The organism is Xanthomonas hortorum (assembly GCF_040279205.1).
GTDB lineage: Bacteria > Pseudomonadota > Gammaproteobacteria > Xanthomonadales > Xanthomonadaceae > Xanthomonas > Xanthomonas hortorum_F.
The window spans coordinates 1-15,416 of the sequence record NZ_JBEOLS010000048.1; the positions used below are offsets into that span (position 1 = coordinate 1).

Annotated in this window: 12 protein-coding genes; 9 read left to right on the forward strand and 3 right to left on the reverse strand. The window is 64.8% G+C overall.

Annotation, left to right across the window (positions count from 1 at the left end; genetic code table 11):
• Positions 1 to 160 precede the first annotated feature (160 nt).
• The 3 genes from ABS769_RS16620 to ABS769_RS16630 all read right to left on the reverse strand — a co-directional run bounded on the left by ABS769_RS16620 (position 161) and on the right by ABS769_RS16630 (position 4,390).
• Positions 161 to 487: a hypothetical protein gene (locus tag ABS769_RS16620; protein WP_317062544.1), complete on the reverse strand. Its 327-nt coding sequence runs from the start codon at positions 485 to 487 to the stop codon at positions 161 to 163.
• Between the two features lie 47 nt (positions 488 to 534).
• Complete coding sequence (gene tdh, locus ABS769_RS16625) at positions 535 to 1,569, reverse strand: L-threonine 3-dehydrogenase (protein ID WP_317062543.1); 1,035 nt, start codon at positions 1,567 to 1,569, stop codon at positions 535 to 537.
• A 385-nt stretch (positions 1,570 to 1,954) separates the two neighbouring features.
• Complete coding sequence (locus tag ABS769_RS16630) at positions 1,955 to 4,390, reverse strand: TonB-dependent receptor (RefSeq protein ID WP_317062542.1); 2,436 nt, start codon at positions 4,388 to 4,390, stop codon at positions 1,955 to 1,957.
• Between the two features lie 105 nt (positions 4,391 to 4,495).
• Between ABS769_RS16630 and ABS769_RS16635 the strand changes: the two genes are divergently transcribed.
• The 9 genes from ABS769_RS16635 to ABS769_RS16675 all read left to right on the forward strand — a co-directional run bounded on the left by ABS769_RS16635 (position 4,496) and on the right by ABS769_RS16675 (position 15,330).
• Entirely contained in the window at positions 4,496 to 6,574 is a 2,079-nt protein-coding gene (locus ABS769_RS16635) for a phosphocholine-specific phospholipase C (RefSeq protein ID WP_317062541.1), read from the forward strand.
• A 197-nt stretch (positions 6,575 to 6,771) separates the two neighbouring features.
• On the forward strand, positions 6,772 to 7,416 hold the full coding sequence (locus ABS769_RS16640; RefSeq protein WP_317062540.1) for a histidine phosphatase family protein: 645 nt from the start codon (positions 6,772 to 6,774) through the stop codon (positions 7,414 to 7,416).
• An 87-nt stretch (positions 7,417 to 7,503) separates the two neighbouring features.
• The gene (locus ABS769_RS16645; protein WP_317062545.1) at positions 7,504 to 8,013 is read left to right on the forward strand and encodes a hypothetical protein; all 510 of its coding nucleotides are present in this window, start codon (positions 7,504 to 7,506) and stop codon (positions 8,011 to 8,013) included.
• A 136-nt stretch (positions 8,014 to 8,149) separates the two neighbouring features.
• Positions 8,150 to 9,457 (forward strand): bifunctional tetrahydrofolate synthase/dihydrofolate synthase, encoded by a 1,308-nt coding sequence (folC, locus tag ABS769_RS16650; protein WP_317062539.1) that lies wholly within the window; start codon positions 8,150 to 8,152, stop codon positions 9,455 to 9,457.
• Positions 9,458 to 9,516: 59 nt separating this feature from the next.
• Positions 9,517 to 10,551, forward strand: a complete 1,035-nt coding sequence (locus tag ABS769_RS16655; protein WP_317062538.1) for an SPOR domain-containing protein — start codon at positions 9,517 to 9,519, stop codon at positions 10,549 to 10,551.
• A 229-nt stretch (positions 10,552 to 10,780) separates the two neighbouring features.
• Positions 10,781 to 11,527, forward strand: coding sequence for a CvpA family protein (locus ABS769_RS16660; protein ID WP_006449394.1), 747 nt, complete (start codon positions 10,781 to 10,783; stop codon positions 11,525 to 11,527).
• Positions 11,528 to 11,557: 30 nt separating this feature from the next.
• Positions 11,558 to 13,024 carry an amidophosphoribosyltransferase gene (purF, locus tag ABS769_RS16665; RefSeq protein ID WP_006449393.1) on the forward strand — a complete coding sequence of 489 codons (1,467 nt, stop codon included), beginning with the start codon at positions 11,558 to 11,560 and terminating at the stop codon, positions 13,022 to 13,024.
• 61 nt (positions 13,025 to 13,085) lie between these two features.
• Complete coding sequence (locus tag ABS769_RS16670) at positions 13,086 to 13,889, forward strand: ferritin-like domain-containing protein (protein WP_180315541.1); 804 nt, start codon at positions 13,086 to 13,088, stop codon at positions 13,887 to 13,889.
• A gap of 187 nt (positions 13,890 to 14,076) precedes the next feature.
• Positions 14,077 to 15,330, forward strand: a complete 1,254-nt coding sequence (locus ABS769_RS16675; RefSeq protein WP_317062537.1) for a zinc-dependent metalloprotease — start codon at positions 14,077 to 14,079, stop codon at positions 15,328 to 15,330.
• Positions 15,331 to 15,416: the final 86 nt, after the last annotated feature.

The window sequence follows — 15,416 nt, forward strand, 5'->3', positions numbered from 1 at the left end:
TTATCGTTTCGAGTGTCACCTCGGGCAACTGTTCGGGCGAATCAAGGGAGAATCCGGCGTGGGTACCAAGCTACACGGCGATCGCTGAGATCCAGGCTCTCACGGTGGCCCACGCCGGCTCTCGACACCTAATCTGCCAGATTGCGAACAGATAAGGCTCTTACGCGGCATCCATGCCGCGTAAGGTCCCGCGACGGTGAGCGGGCAAGGACCAGTCGAGTTGATCGGCGTGCATAGCTTTCAATAAAGCAATCAGCAAACTGTCTGGTGCGGTGTCCTCACCGATTGCGGGACCGTGTGGCGGCATGGATGCCGCCACCGAGCCTACACGGACGTACTTGCGGCGTGTCCCGCGAGCGGTGAGGGCATCGCGCCCTCGATCCACTGAGCCTTTGCCTGCAGCCTCGCCGACCTTGCGTTTCTTGAAGCGCTCCGCTCGCACCTGAGGATTGCCCGCTGCGTTTGCCAGCACCCTGAAGACGGACATGAAAAAGGCGCCTCGCGGCGCCTTTTGCGTTCAAGCGTATTGGCCGATCAGTTCCAGCTCAACACGACCTTCCCGGCCTTGCCTTCTTCCATCAGGTCGAAGCCCTTCTGGAAATCGTCGATCGGCAATTGATGGGTCAGCACCTTGTGCAGCGGGAAACCCGACAGCACCAATTGGGTCATCTTGTACCAGGTCTCGTACATCTTGCGGCCGTAGATGCCCTGTACGGTGAGGCCCTTGAAGATGATCTTGTCCCAGTCGCAGCCGGCGCCGCGCGGCATGATGCCGAGCATGGCGATCTTGCCGCCGTGATACATGCAATCGAGCATGTCGTTGAAAGCGCGTGGGTTGCCGCTCATTTCCAGGCCCACGTCGAAGCCCTCCATGTGCAGGTCGGCCATGACATCCTTGAGCGATGTCTTGGAGACGTTGACCACGCGGGTGGCGCCCATGTCGGCGGCCAGCTTGAGGCGGAAATCGTTGACGTCGGTGACCACCACGTTGCGCGCACCGATGTGCTTGCAGATACCGGCGGCGATGATGCCGATCGGGCCGGCACCGGTGATCAGCACGTCTTCGCCGATCACGTCGAATTCCAGCGCGCAATGCGCGGCGTTGCCGTAGGGGTCGAAGAACGCGGCCAGCTCGGAGGGAATCTGGTCGGGGATCGGCCACAGGTTGCTGGCCGGCATCACCATGTATTCGGCGAATGCGCCATTGACGTTGACGCCGATGCCGACCGTGTTGGGGCACAGATGCGGGCGGCCACCGCGGCAATTGCGGCAATGCCCGCAGACGATGTGGCCTTCGGCCGAGACGCGCTGGCCGACCTGGTAACCGGTGACCGCCGAACCGAGCTCGGCCACACGGCCGACGAACTCATGGCCGATGGTCAGACCAGGCTTGATGGTGCGCTGGCTCCACTCGTCCCACAGGTAGATGTGCAGATCGGTGCCGCAGATTGCGGTCTTTTCCAGCTTGATCAGCACCTCGTTGGGGCCAGGGCTGGGGACGGGAACCTGTTCCAGCCAGATGCCCTTGTTCGCTTCGCGCTTGACCAGCGCCTTCATCGTCTGCGCCATCTGGCGGGACCTGCTGAGTGAAAGTAAGGCGGCGATTATAGGCGTCGCGAGGTTTACGCCATGCGGCGGTGCGGGAATTGGCGGTGTTGGCCGACACGGATCTTGGCGGGGTAGGCGCCGATGTAGTCCTTCTCCCATCGGGAGAAGGTGGCGCGCAGCGCCGGATGAGGGGGCGCCTCAGAGACTTACCAGTCCCTGCAATGACAAACGCGTCGCTACGCGCCTTCAGAAGTGACGCGCCGACTGCTTCGCCCGTACCCTCACCCAAACCGCCGCTCCGCGCCCCGGCCCGCGCTTGCGGCGCTGGCGCTCCCAGCCACGCGCGCCAGTGGCGCGCAAGCCGCGCCTTTTCGCCCCGCAGGAGAGGGGAAAAGGCGCCGGCAACTCAGAACTTCACATCCAGGCTCATGAAGTATTGCCGCGGCGCGCCGACCACCATGGTCTGGTTGTAGCCATCCGGATCGGAGGCGACATAGCCATTGGTGCCGGTGCTGGCGAAGTAGCGCTTGTCGGTGAGGTTGGTGATGTTGAGCGCCAGCGCCACATCGGCCACTCCGCCCACACGACCGAAGTCGTAACGCGCGCCCGCATTGAACAGCCAATACGAAGGCACCTGCGAATCGTTGAGGAAAGTGATGTAGCGCTTGTCGACGTACTTGCCGTCCAGATCCAGGCGCAGGTTGCCGAGTTGGTAGCTGGCGCTGGAGGAGAACATCAACGCCGGGATGCCGACCACGTCCTTGCCGGAGGTGGCGACCACGCCGTTGTTGAGGTAGTCGTCCTGATAGCGCGAGCGATTCCACGACAGCGAGTTCAACCAGCTCAGGCCCTCCATCGGACGCCACATCAAGGCCAGATCCGCACCCGCGCTGTGCACGGCACCGACATTGCTCAGGATCGCCGCGCAGGTCTGCACCGCGCTACACGGCGAGGTGGTCAACAAGCGGTTGGAGAACTTGGTGAAATAGGCATCGGCAGAAAGCTGGAACTGCGCATCCTGCACGCGGTAACCCACCTGCACGGTCTGCGATTCTTCCGGCTCCAGCGTCGAACGGCTGCGGTCGAACGCGGCCTGCGAGGTGCCGAACGGGGTGAAACCGAAGGCGGCGATGTTCTTGCTGTAGGAGGCGTAGATGTCCTGGCGCTCGTCGAGCTTGTAGTTCACGCCAACCTGCGGCAGGAAGTTGTCTTCAGCGCGGATGCGCCCCTGTGCCAGCGCGGTGGTCGGCACCAGCGATTGCGCGCGCGTGGTGGTGCTGAGCGCCTTTGCGCCGTAGTTGAGGGTCAGGCGATCGTCGAGCAGACGCACGGTGTCCTGCAGGTACAGCATGCGGGTCTGGGTGGTATAGCGCTGCAAAAAGTCGCGACGGAACGGGGTCTGCGCTTCGTAGACGTTGTACAGCGAGGTGTAGCCCTCGTTGCCCAGCGCGAAGTAATTGCGCCCTTGCGTGGTGCGTGCATTCTCGGCCCACACGCCGGCTTCCAGATCGTGATTGCCCCACGACCACTTCAGTGCGCTGGTACCGCCGAAACGGTCCAGGCCATAGTCGGTGGTGCGCATCGACACCGGGATCTGCGCCGAGGTGACGACATACGGTGTCACCCACTGACCTTCGCCACGATTGCTGTGATAGTAGCCGGTGGCATCGAGTGTGGCGCCACCGAACACGAAAGTGCCCGACAAGCCTGCCAGGTTGTCGCGACGCAGACCACCGCCTGCGTAGTAGCTGGCATCCAACCAACTGTAATCATCGGGCAGCCCGGCCAGCGATTGCGGGTAGCCGTTGGCCACGCCGCTGGTGGCACCGGTGTTTTGATACGCACGCGCCATCTGTACCGCAGTGGCCCAATCCGGCTGCAGATAATCGTAGTCCCAGCCCAGCGCACGCTGGCTGGTCAACGACAGATCCATGTAGTCGTATTCCTTGCGCCGCGAGGTATCCACAAACAGGCTCAGACGATTGCCGTCGCCCCATTGATACACGGTCTTGAGGTTGGCCTGCTCGGACTGCTGGTCGCCAAAGCCCTTCCACTTGTCGGTGGTGGCATTGGCATAGGACAGATACGCCGACAACCCATTGCGATCGCCGGTGTCGCCACGCACGAAGGTGCGACGCGTCGCATCGCTACCCACTGTCTGCACCAGCCGCAGGCCAGGCGTGGTCTGCGGATCGGCCGAATAGAACTGCATGGTGCCGCCGAGATTGGTGTTGGACGCAGTACCGAGCGCGCCAGCGCCTTGCGCGATTTCCACCGAGCCGAGGTTTTCCGAAATGATGGCGCGCGTGATATGCAGGCCGTTGGTGACGCCGTAGCTCATGTTGCCGAGCGGAATGCCATCGAGCGTGTAACCGAGCCGGCTCTGATCGAAGCCGTGCAAGGTCACCTGCGTGGACCATTCGTAGGTGCCGAACGGGTCGGCCGATTGGAACTGCACGCCCGGCAATTTTTCCACTGCCTTGAAGGCGCTGCTGCCCGGTGTCAGTTGCTCGATGTCCTGCCGGCTGATGCGCTGCACCTGGCGCGTGCTGCCTTGCGAGACCACGTTGATCGCATCCAGCTGGGTGGCATTGGTTGCGGTATCGGCGGTGGTGACCGGCGCATCCGCGACCGGCGCGTCTGCAATGGCAGCCGGATCGGCAGCCGTTGTGGCGGCAGATGCCATGACGGGAAACAGCGCTGCCAGGGCGAGCGCCGGCGGAGTGACATGAAAACGACGAGTGCAAGTCATGGGGGAATCCTGTTCGGGCACGGCTGAGGGCGGACGCGCGGTGCAAGACCGACGTTTCGCGACGCAGGGTGTCAACGACTCATGAAACATTGATGACGGTCGCTGTCTTAAAACTGTCGCGCCCGCCCGCTATACGTGTCGTGTCCAGCCGCAACCTGCGGCCACGCACCCGTATTTCTGCAAGGTTTCGCATCCATGACGTCTTCCCCCTCGCGCCGTGATTTCCTCAAGCGCGTCGCCGCGCTGACTGCTGCCGGCGCCTTGCCGTCTTCGATCGGCCGCGCACTCGCGCTGCCGGCCAATTCGCGCACCGGCACGCTGCGCGACATCGAACACGTGGTGATCCTGATGCAGGAAAATCGCTCGTTCGATCATTACTTCGGTGCGCTGCGCGGCGTGCGCGGGTTCGGCGATCCGCGTCCGCTGCAGTTGCGCGATGGGCATCCGGTATGGAGCCAGCCGGCAAAGGACGGTCGTCGCTTGCTGCCGTTCGCCTTCGATTCACAAAACACCTCCGCGCCGTTGATCAAGAGCCTGGATCACTCCTGGAAAGCCGGCCACGGGCAGGACCCGGCGCGCTGGGCCGAGTACGACGCCTGGGTGCCGTACAAGGGCGAATTGACGATGGGGTATTTCCAGCGTCACGACATTCCGTACTACCACGCGCTCGCCGATGCGTTCACCATTTGCGATGGCTACTTCTGTTCGCTGCACGGGCCGACCAATCCCAATCGCATGTATCTGTTCACCGGCACCAGCGGCCCCAGCGTGGGCAATGTCGGTGCGCAAGCGGTGACCAATGCCGACGACGGCAACTGGACCGCCGACATGGCGCGCGACAAACCCGGTTACTCGGCGATGGACTGGACCACCTACGCGCAGCGTCTGCAGGCCGCGGGTGTGGATTGGCGCGTGTATCAGGAATACGACAACTTCGGCTGCAACTCGCTGGCGTATTTTTCCCACTATCGCGATCTGCAGCCCGGCGACGAACGCTATCGGCGCGCGCGTGCGTGCGTGCCCGGTTCCACTGCGGAAAACGCCACCACCACGCAGGCCGAGCATCTGGTCGCCGCGATCGCCGCCGATGTGCAGGCCAATCGTTTGCCGCAGGTGTCGTGGGTCGTTCCGCCCACCGCCTATTGCGAACATCCGGAAGCACCGCCGGCCTATGGCGAATCGCTGGTGGCGCGTTTGATCGATGCGCTCACTGCCAATCCGGAGGTGTGGGCGAAGACTGCGCTGATCATCAATTACGACGAGAACGACGGCTTCTTCGATCATGTGCCTGCGCCATTGCCGGCGCTGGATGCGCGCATGGGGCGCAGCAATGTCGACACGCGTGGCGAGGTCTACGAGGGGCTGCCGATCGGCCTGGGCATCCGCGTGCCGATGCTGGTGATCTCGCCATGGACGCGCGGCGGCTGGGTCAATTCGCAGGTGTTCGATCACACCTCGGTACTGCGCTTGCTGGAGCGCCGCTTCGGCGTGGCCGAGCCCAACATCAGCCCGTGGCGGCGTGCGGTGAGCGGCGATCTGACCAGCGTGTTCGATTTCCGCAAGCCGGACGATTCGGCGTTGAGCGCGTTGCCGGCGATCGGCGACTATCGCGCACGCACCGCCGCCGTGAGTGGCAAACCATTGCCGGTGCCGCCGACGAAGGCCAGCATGCCGCGACAAGAGCCGGGTCAACGCCCTGCACGCGCGCTGCCGTACGCCTTGCAGGTGCATGCGCGTGTACAGAATGGAGACGGTGTGCAACTGCAGTTCGTCAACAGCGGCGCTGCGGCAGCCGCGTTCAACGTCTACACCAGCGCTGCAAGTGGTGGCCCGTGGTACTACACCGTGCTGCCCGGCACGCAGCTCGACGATGTACCGCTTGGCGCTACACACAACGGTGCCTATGCCTTGAGCGTGCATGGGCCGAATGGATTCCTGCGCGAGTTCGCGGGCGAACTTGCAGCTGTGACGCAATCTGCAGCGCCGTGGTTGGAAGCCAGGCAGGACGGCGAAATACTGGTGCTGGAACTCGGCAATGCCGGGCGCCAACCGTGCACGCTGCAACTGCGCGCACTGGATTACGCAGACCCGACTGCGCGCGCAGTGCAGCTGGCCGCAGGCCAACGGCAGACCATCCGCCTGCCGTTGGCAGCAAGCGATCACTGGTATGACGTTGTTGTGGAGCAGCCGGGTGGGGCATTCCGCCGGCGTCTGGCCGGGCATCTGGAAACCGGCAAGCCCAGCCGCAGCGACCCGGCGTTCGGTCGCGGCTGAGGAGCTGGCGCAGCGCGCGCTTTCAGCCGTGCGGCGTGCTCGGCGGCCATGCGGCCGGGCACGCCGCAAGCGGGTAAGGTTCGGCCTGGCGTCGATCCCGCCACTGAGCGCAAACCACGGAGGGCGTGGGGCGGTATCATTCCGCTCCCGTCTGGCCGCAAGGCACGTCGGACCCTCCCCCAAGGAATCTCTCGCGCATGCGCATCCTGCTTGCTCGTCACGGCGAGACGCCGTGGAACGCCGAAGGCCGTTACCAGGGCCAGATCGATATCCCGCTGTCGCCGGTCGGCGAAGGCCAGGCCGCTGCCCTTGGTGCGCGCCTGCAGTCGCTGGAGATCACCCGCGCGGTGGCATCGCCGCTGTCGCGTGCGCAGGCCACTGCGAAGCTGGCGCTGGGCAGTGCGCGCGAGAGCTTGCTGCAGACCGACGCGGACCTGCAGGAAATCGCGCATGGCGAATGGGAAGGCTTGCTGGCCAGCGAGATCAACGACAAGGATCCGGCGCGCTTGCGTGCCTGGCGCGAAGAACCCGACACCGTGCTGATGCCCGGCGGCGAATCCCTGCGTCAGGTGCTGGACCGCAGCTGGCGCGGGCTGGTGCGCGCCGCCGAAGGCCTGGGCGCCGACGACACCTTGCTGGTGGTGGCGCACGATGCAGTCAATCGCGTGATCCTGTGCAAGATTCTGGGCCTGCCGTTGTCCAAGCTGTGGACCTTCCGCCAGGCACCGACCACGCTCAACCTGCTCGAAGGTGAGGACGTGGATCATCTGGAAGTGGTGCGTCTGAACGACTGCGCGCATCACACGCCATTTTTCGGTGAAGCCAAGCATCGGGCGTTGTAAGGCTTCGATTGGAAGGGGGTAAGCAGTTCGGTGGCGCGCAACAGTGGAGCAACCTCCAAGCGTACAAAGCCCATCAAGCTGGCACTGGTGCTCGGACTCTCAGGCCTGCTGGTGCTGGGAGTCTTCGGCAATTTCATCCCCGCCACGTTTCTATCTGGTCGGCAATGGCTAGCGCCGATGCTGCTGACAGGAGCCATTCTGACGGCCCTGCCTTTTCTGCATGCCTACCGCTACGGGCGACTTAAGGCAGTTGTCAGCAACGGCGTGTTCAATACGTTGCTGGCAATCGTCGTGGCGCCGCCGTTGCTGGGCTGCGTGTGCTGGCTGATGCTGGCCCGAGGTGCGCCGTGGGTGTACACGCGTATCGCCGGTGTCAGTTTTCAAGAAACGCATGTCATGCAGACTGAGTACTTTCAAAGCGGGCGTTCGTGCAAATACAGATTGAGTGGCGGGCCGCTGGAAGATCGGTTTCCCAGCCATCTGTGCATCAGTGAGGCGCTGTATCGTCGGCATCCCGATCAGCAGATGACCGTGGTGTTGACCGGTCAGCGCTCGGTGCTGGGAATGCGGATTGCAGCGATCGAAGACGTCCCGTGAGCGAGGACGTCTCGACACAGGTAATTGGATTTGGCAACGACAAGCGCATGTGCCTGAGCACGCCGTCGTCTTTTGTCCGAGCACGTCGCGGCCTGGAAATTCGCGATAATGCAGTTCTTCCTGCGCAGTCCTCGCCGTGAACGCAACCAACTCTCTCTTCGACTGGCTCGCCTACATCGAGCAACAGCATCCGCAGAACATCGCCATGGGCCTGGAGCGCGTGCGCGAGGTCGCTGCGCGTCTGCAGCTCGCAGCGCCGGCCACCCACGTCATCGTCGTCGGCGGCACCAATGGCAAAGGGTCGACCGTGGCCTTTATTGAGGCGATCGGGCGCGCGGCCGGCTGGAAGGTGGGTACCTACACTTCGCCGCATCTGCTGCGCTACAACGAGCGCGTGCGTATCGATGGAGAAGAGGCCAGCGATGCACAACTGGTCGACGCCTTTGCAGCTGTCGAAGCGGCGCGTGGCGAGACCGCACTGACCTATTTCGAGTACGGCACGCTCGCAGCGCTGTGGCTGTTGCAGCGCTCCGCGCTGGACCTGGCGGTGCTGGAAATCGGCCTGGGCGGGCGCCTGGATGCGGTGAACATCATCGACTCCGATGTGGCGGTGATCACCACCGTGGATATCGACCACACCGATTGGCTGGGCGAAGACCGCGAGGCGATCGGCACCGAGAAGGCCGGCATCATCCGCGCCTGGAAACCAGTGGTCCTGGGCGAAATCGACCCGCCGTCGAGCGTGTTGCGGCGCGCCTACCAGCTGGGCGCCAATGCAATCCGCGCCGGCAGCGATTACTTCTTCGAGCGGATAGATGCACAGCATTCCGACACACAACAATCCGCCCCGCAGCATTGGCGCTGGCGCGATGTTGCAGTGACCCTGGAACTCCCGATGCCGGCCCTGCACGCGCCGGTGCAACTGGCCAACGCCGCCGCCGCGATCGCCGCGCTGCAGGCATTGCCAGTCGAGGTACCCCATGCGGCTTGGGCGCAGGGCATCACCAACGCGCAAGTGGCCGGGCGTCTGCAGCGCATCGATGTCGATGGCGTGCAGGTGGTGCTGGATGTCGGCCACAACCCGCAGGCCGCGCGCGCGCTGGCCGACGCACTCGGCGCGCAAGCGCACCCAGGAAGCACGCATGCGATCTACGCCGCATTGGCAGACAAGGACGTGCCGGACGTGGTGGCGGCGGTAGCCACGCAGATCGACCACTGGGTGCTGGCCGGGCTGGCCGGCGCACGTGGGCAGTCGGCCGAGGCATTGCAGCAACGCCTGCAGGGCACCGCAGCGGCGCAGGCGCCGTGCCATCGTGACGTCGCAAGCGCACTGCGCGCGGTACTCGCGGCGGCCAAACCAGGCGATCGCGTGCTGGTGTTCGGCTCGTTTCATACCGTCGCCGACGCGCTGCACGCACTTCATTCAGGCCACCAAGGTCGGTAGCCCGGCTGCGGCCTTATAATCGCCGCGGCAACCCGCCACGCCGCCTCTCGTCTCTTTACGTGGATACTGCTCTGAAACAGCGATTGATTGGCGCCATCGTTCTGGTGGCGCTTGCCGTGATCTTCCTGCCGATGCTGGTCAAGGGCCCTGCGCCGTCGAGCGGCGTGGCCGATGTGCCGCTCGATGCACCCGCAGCGCCTGCCAATGGCGAGTTCGAAACCCGCGAATTGCCGCTGGTCACCCCGGGCGATGCGCCGGCCGGCGGTGCGCTGGGCATGCGCGGTGCCGCCACGGCGCCGGCAGCGGTGCAGGACAACCCGGATGCGGCCGACCTGGCCAAGCCCTCCAGCGCGCCATCGGCCCCTGATGTGGCCGCCGGCAACTACGCGGTGAATTTCGGTGCCTACGCCACCAGTGCCGATGCCGATGCGGTGATCGCGCGGCTCAAGCAGGCGCAACTGCCGGGCTTCAGCGAAAAGACCCAGATCAACGACCGCCCTGCCTGGCGCGTGCGTGTGGGGCCGTATGTCGATCAGGCCCAGGCCGAATCGGCCCGCCTGCAGGCTGTGAAGGTGCGCGGCGACGTCAACGCGCAGGTGGTGACGCTGGATGCCAATGCCGCCGCGCCAGCGCCTGCAGCTGCGCCAACGCCTCCGCCGGCCGCAAAGCCCAGCAGCAGTGTGGCAGCCGCCAGCACCTCCGCGCCGACCAAGACCGAAAGCCTGCCGCCGGAACCCGCCAAGCCGGTGGCCGCCGCGCCCAAGCCGGCCGAAGTGCCCAAGCCTGTGCCGGCCAAGCCCGAACCTGCCAAGCCGGTCGTGGCTGCGCCTACCGCGCCGGCAGCGCCTGCGGCCAGTTCGGTCGGTTTTGCGGTGCAGTTGGGTGCGTTTGGCCGCGCCGAAGACGCCAATGCCCTGCGCGACCGCGTACGCGCCGCCGGCTTCAGTGCGTTCGTCGAACAGGTCCGCACCGACAAGGGCGCGCTCAACCGCGTGCGTGTCGGCCCGGTGGCCAACCGTGGCGATGCCGAACAGCTGCGTGCGCAGGTGGCGGCCAAGGTCGGCATTTCCGGCATGGTGCGTCCGCATCCGTAAAACGGCTGCGCCGCCATCGGGTGGGCGTCGCCGGTATCAGACATCTGCATCGGCGCGACCCTTCGTACACTGCGCTGCTGCAGGCCGTCCGCATCAAGCCTGACAGCCACTCACGACATGTCGTCGGTGGCTGTCAGATTCCCGATCGCCTCACACCCATGGAGGGGAGCGCAATGAACACCGAGCCAGGTTGCAGCAACGGCGCGCGCGCCGCGCGGAGAAGTGGGCAATGATCGACATGGTGCTGGGCGTCATCATTCTGGTGTCGGCCCTGTTGGGCTTGCTGCGCGGCTTTGTCGCGATCGTGGTCGGCACGCTGTCGTGGTTGCTTGCTGGCTGGGCCACATTCCAGTTCGGCGGCTCGGCCGCGCGCTGGATCGCCGACGGCAAGCATCCGTCGGCCACCGAGTCGTTCGGCGGCTACGCGATGGTGTTCGTCGGCGTGCTGATCACCGTAGCGGTGATCGGCATGGTGATCCGTGCCGGCGTCGATGCGGTGCGGCTCGGCGGGATGGACCGCATGCTCGGCTTCGGCCTGGGGGTGGTGCGCGGCGGCTTTCTGGCCAGCGTGCTGGTGCTGCTGATGAGCTTCACCCCGTTGCCGCGCGAGCCGGCGTGGCGGCAATCGGTGCTGATGCCGATGCTGTCGCCGGGCGCGGGCTGGATGCGGGCGCAACTGCCGGCCTGGCGGATGCCGTCGATGGACATGCCATCAATGGAACTCGGCAACTTGCCTACGGAGTTGGGGAAGTTGCCCTCGGCAGGCGATAATACGGACCTGGGCAAGGCGCTATCCGGGTCCGGTCTGAGCGACACCATCACGCGTGCGCTTGGGCAACCCGGTAAAGCCGCCAGCGACGGACGTGATCCGACGCAGGCGATGCCGGCCAATATCGATCCGGCGCAGATTCGCGGCGGAGAAAGCGACCCGGCTCGGGTCGAGTCTCAAGGCCAGGCACGGCCACCTTCACAGTAACGGCGCAAGCCGCAGCGGAGAACGCGCACCATGTGTGGCATCGTCGGTATTGTCGGCAACCAAAACGTCGCCGGGCAGCTTTATGACGGCCTGACCGTCCTGCAGCATCGTGGGCAGGACGCGGCAGGCATCGCCACCGCCGATGGCACGCGCCTGCGCGTGCAGAAGGCCAATGGCCTGGTGCGCGATGTCTTCGACGAAAAGAAGATGGCGGTGCTGGAAGGTCGCGTCGGCATCGCGCATTGCCGCTACCCGACCGCCGGCTCGGAAGGCATGGACGAGGCGCAGCCGTTCTACGTCAACTCGCCCTACGGCATCGCGCTGGCGCACAACGGCAACCTGATCAACACCGAGGCCTTGCGCCAGCAGGTGTTCGAGGCCGACCGCCGCAACATCAATACCGATTCGGACAGCGAAGTGCTGCTGAACGTGTTCGCCTACGAGCTGGACGCGCAGCGCATGCTCACCCCCGAGGCGGCGATCCGTGCGGTGGCCGGTGTGCACCGCCGCTGCAAGGGCGGCTATGCGGTGGTCAGCGTGGTGCTGGGCCTGGGCCTGGTGGCATTCCGCGACCCGCACGGCATCCGTCCGCTGGTGCTGGGCAAGCGCGATCACGCCGAAGGCACCGAATACATCGTGTCCTCCGAATCGGCGGCGCTGGATATCCTGGGCTACCAGCGCGTGCGCGACGTGCGCCCCGGCGAGGCGCTGGTGATCACCGCACGCGGCGAGCTGTTTTCGGAAATCTGCGCCGCGCCCACCGACCATGCGCCGTGCATCTTCGAGTACGTGTATTTCGCGCGTCCCGATTCGATGATCGACAACATCTCGGTGCACAAGGCGCGCATGCGCATGGGCCTGAAGCTGGGCGAGAAGATCTTGCGCCTGCGCCCGGATCACGATATCGACACCATCATTCCGATCCCGGACACCTCGCGCGATGTGGCGCTGGAGATGTCCAACGTGCTCGGCGTGAAGTACCGCGAAGGCTTCGTCAAGAATCGCTATGTGGGCCGCACCTTCATCATGCCGGGGCAGGGCGAACGGCAGAAATCGGTGCGCCGCAAGCTCAACCCGATCCACCTGGAATTCCGCAACCGCGTGGTGCTGCTGGTCGACGATTCGATCGTGCGCGGCACCACCAGCCGGCAGATCGTGCAGATGGCACGCGATGCCGGTGCGCGCAAGGTGTATCTGGCCTCGGCCGCACCGCCGGTGCGTTACCCCAACATCTACGGCATCGACATGCCGGCCGCCGAAGAGCTCATTGCGCATGGCCGCAGCGAGCACGAGATCCAGGAATTTCTCGGCTGCGACTGGCTGATCTATCAGGATCTGGAAGACCTGGAAGTGGCGGTGCGCGAAGGCAACCCGGACATCAAGCAGTTCGATTCCTCGTGCTTCAACGGCGAGTACATCACCGGGATCGAGCCGGGTTATTTCCAGCGCATCCAGCAATTGCGCTCCGACGAAGCCAAGCGCAAACGTCGCGCGTGATGGTGGTGGGGCAGCGTTGTGGAGTTGCGCTGCCCGCGAACGACGGAGCGCTGATGTGACGATGGATCTCTTGCAGGCCGCGCACGCCTGCCTGCAAGCGGCCGATCCGCTGGAGAAGGTCGCGCTGACTCAGCGACATGCGGCCGCGTTCCGCGCCGGCACGCTATCGTTGCCGTCGCCGCAGGCCGCGCCCCCCGCGCCGATCTGCATGCCTGGCCGGCCTGCAACGCCGGTGCTGGTGCATCCGCGCGAGGTGCCACGGCGTGGATTGGGCACGCCGGAAGGGCGCGCCGCCTTTATCCACGCCATCGCGCATATCGAACTCAACGCCATCGATCTGGCCTGGGATGCGGTGTACCGCTTCCGCGGGTTGCCGGATGCGTTCTATGCGGATTGGGTAGCGGTGGCCGACGACGAATCGCGTCACTTCATGCTGCTGCGCGCGCGATTGCAGGCGCACGACCACGATTACGGCGATTTCCCCGCGCATAACGGCCTGTGGGAAATGTGCGAGAAAACCGCGCATGACGGCCTCGCACGCATGGCCCTGGTGCCACGCGTGCTGGAAGCGCGTGGTCTGGACGTGACACCGGCCATGATCGTCAAGCTGCGCTCGCTCGGCGATATCGCCACTGCGCAGGTGCTGGAAACCATCCTGCGCGAAGAAGTGGCGCATGTAGCGGCCGGCTCGCGCTGGTATCGCTGGTATTGCGCGCAGGCCGGCATCGAGCCGCGCGCGCGTTTCAAGGCGCTGCTGCGCGAATACGCCGGCGGCTATCTGCATGGACCATTCAATATCCAAGCGCGGCTGCTTGCTGGTTTCGATGAGGATGAGTTGGCCAGTCTGGTGGAGCAGGCTGGCTGAAAAATGTGCGCGGGTTCCCTCCGCGCAGCCGCCGGAATCGCATGCATTCAAGGCGAGCATCACAGAACTGTAATTTTCCTTTGCAACTACTTGCAATGTGGACTGCCACTCCGGCCTTAATGGCGTCCCGGGGGCAGGGGCCCGGTGTTTCACATCCGTTACTTCCATGTCTAAGGAGAGAGAGACGATGAAGTCGAAGTCGATGTGCACCACGGTGGGTCTGATCGCCATGTGTCTGGCCGGTTCGGCCGCCGCTGCGGGCAAGCCGCTGTATCAATCCGGTCCTGCGCTGAGCCGCAGTGCTGCCGCCACTGCCACCACCGAACCCTCGCTGCAACGTGTGTTGAGCTCACCGTCCACAGCCACCGCGCAGGTGGTGCAGCTCGATGCCGGTGCAGTGACCGCATCGGAAAAACTGCTGGAACTGCAACTGGATGGCCAGATCATTACCGCCACCCAGGCCAAGGTCGATGCCTTGGAAGGCGGCAATAGCGTGTGGTACGGCAACCTCGGCCCGCGCGGTGGCACGCGTGCACGCACGCTGTCGGGGGTAGACCCGCTGAACTCGGCCATTCTGGTGCGCAGCGGCGACACCGTCACCGGCACCATTCGTTACGCTGGCAAGCTGTATCGCCTGCGCCCGCTCGCCGACGGGCGCCACGTGCTGGTGCAGGTGGACGAGCAGCGCATGCCGCAGGAACATCCGGCCGAATACAGCGTGCTGCCCAAGTTCGACATGCCCAGCGACGGACGCGTTAGCGCTGCCGCCGCATCGTCCGGCAGCCCGGCCACCATCCGCGTGCTGGTGGTCGCCACCAATCAGGCAGTGACGGCGTACGGCGGCAACATGCAAGCGCTGGTGCAGCTGGCGGTCGCCGAATCCAACCAGGGGTACATCAACAGCAACGTCGGCCTCACCTTGCAGCTGGCGCGTTACGAGACCACCAGCTACAGCGAAACCGGCAACTTCACCACCGACCTGCAGCGCTTCCGCGTGACCAACGACGGTTACATGGACAGCATCCACACCAGCCGCAACACGTATACCGCCGATGTGGGCGTGATCGTGTTGAACAACGCCACCTACTGCGGCCTGGCATCGGGTATCGGTTCGACCGCAGCAACCGCCTTCGCATCGGTGTACTGGGATTGCGCCACCGGCTACTACAGCTTTGCGCATGAAATCGGGCACCTGCAGAGCGCACGCCACGACGCTACCAACGACCCGAGCACCTCGCCGTATGCCTACGGCCACGGTTATCGCTATGGCAACAGCTGGCGCACCATCATGGCCTACGACTGCAGCAGCGGTTGCCCGCGCCTGAACTACTGGTCCAACCCCAACATCAGCTACAACGGCGTGCCCATGGGCAATGCCAGCACCGCCGACAATCAGCGCGTGCTGGTCAACACCAAGGCCACGATTGCCGGCTTCCGCTGAGGTTGACGTTGAGCGTTTCGCTGTCGGCCCGGCACTCCATGTGCCGGGCTTTTGCCGCTACACCCGCGCGCGGGTGTAGCGCAGAC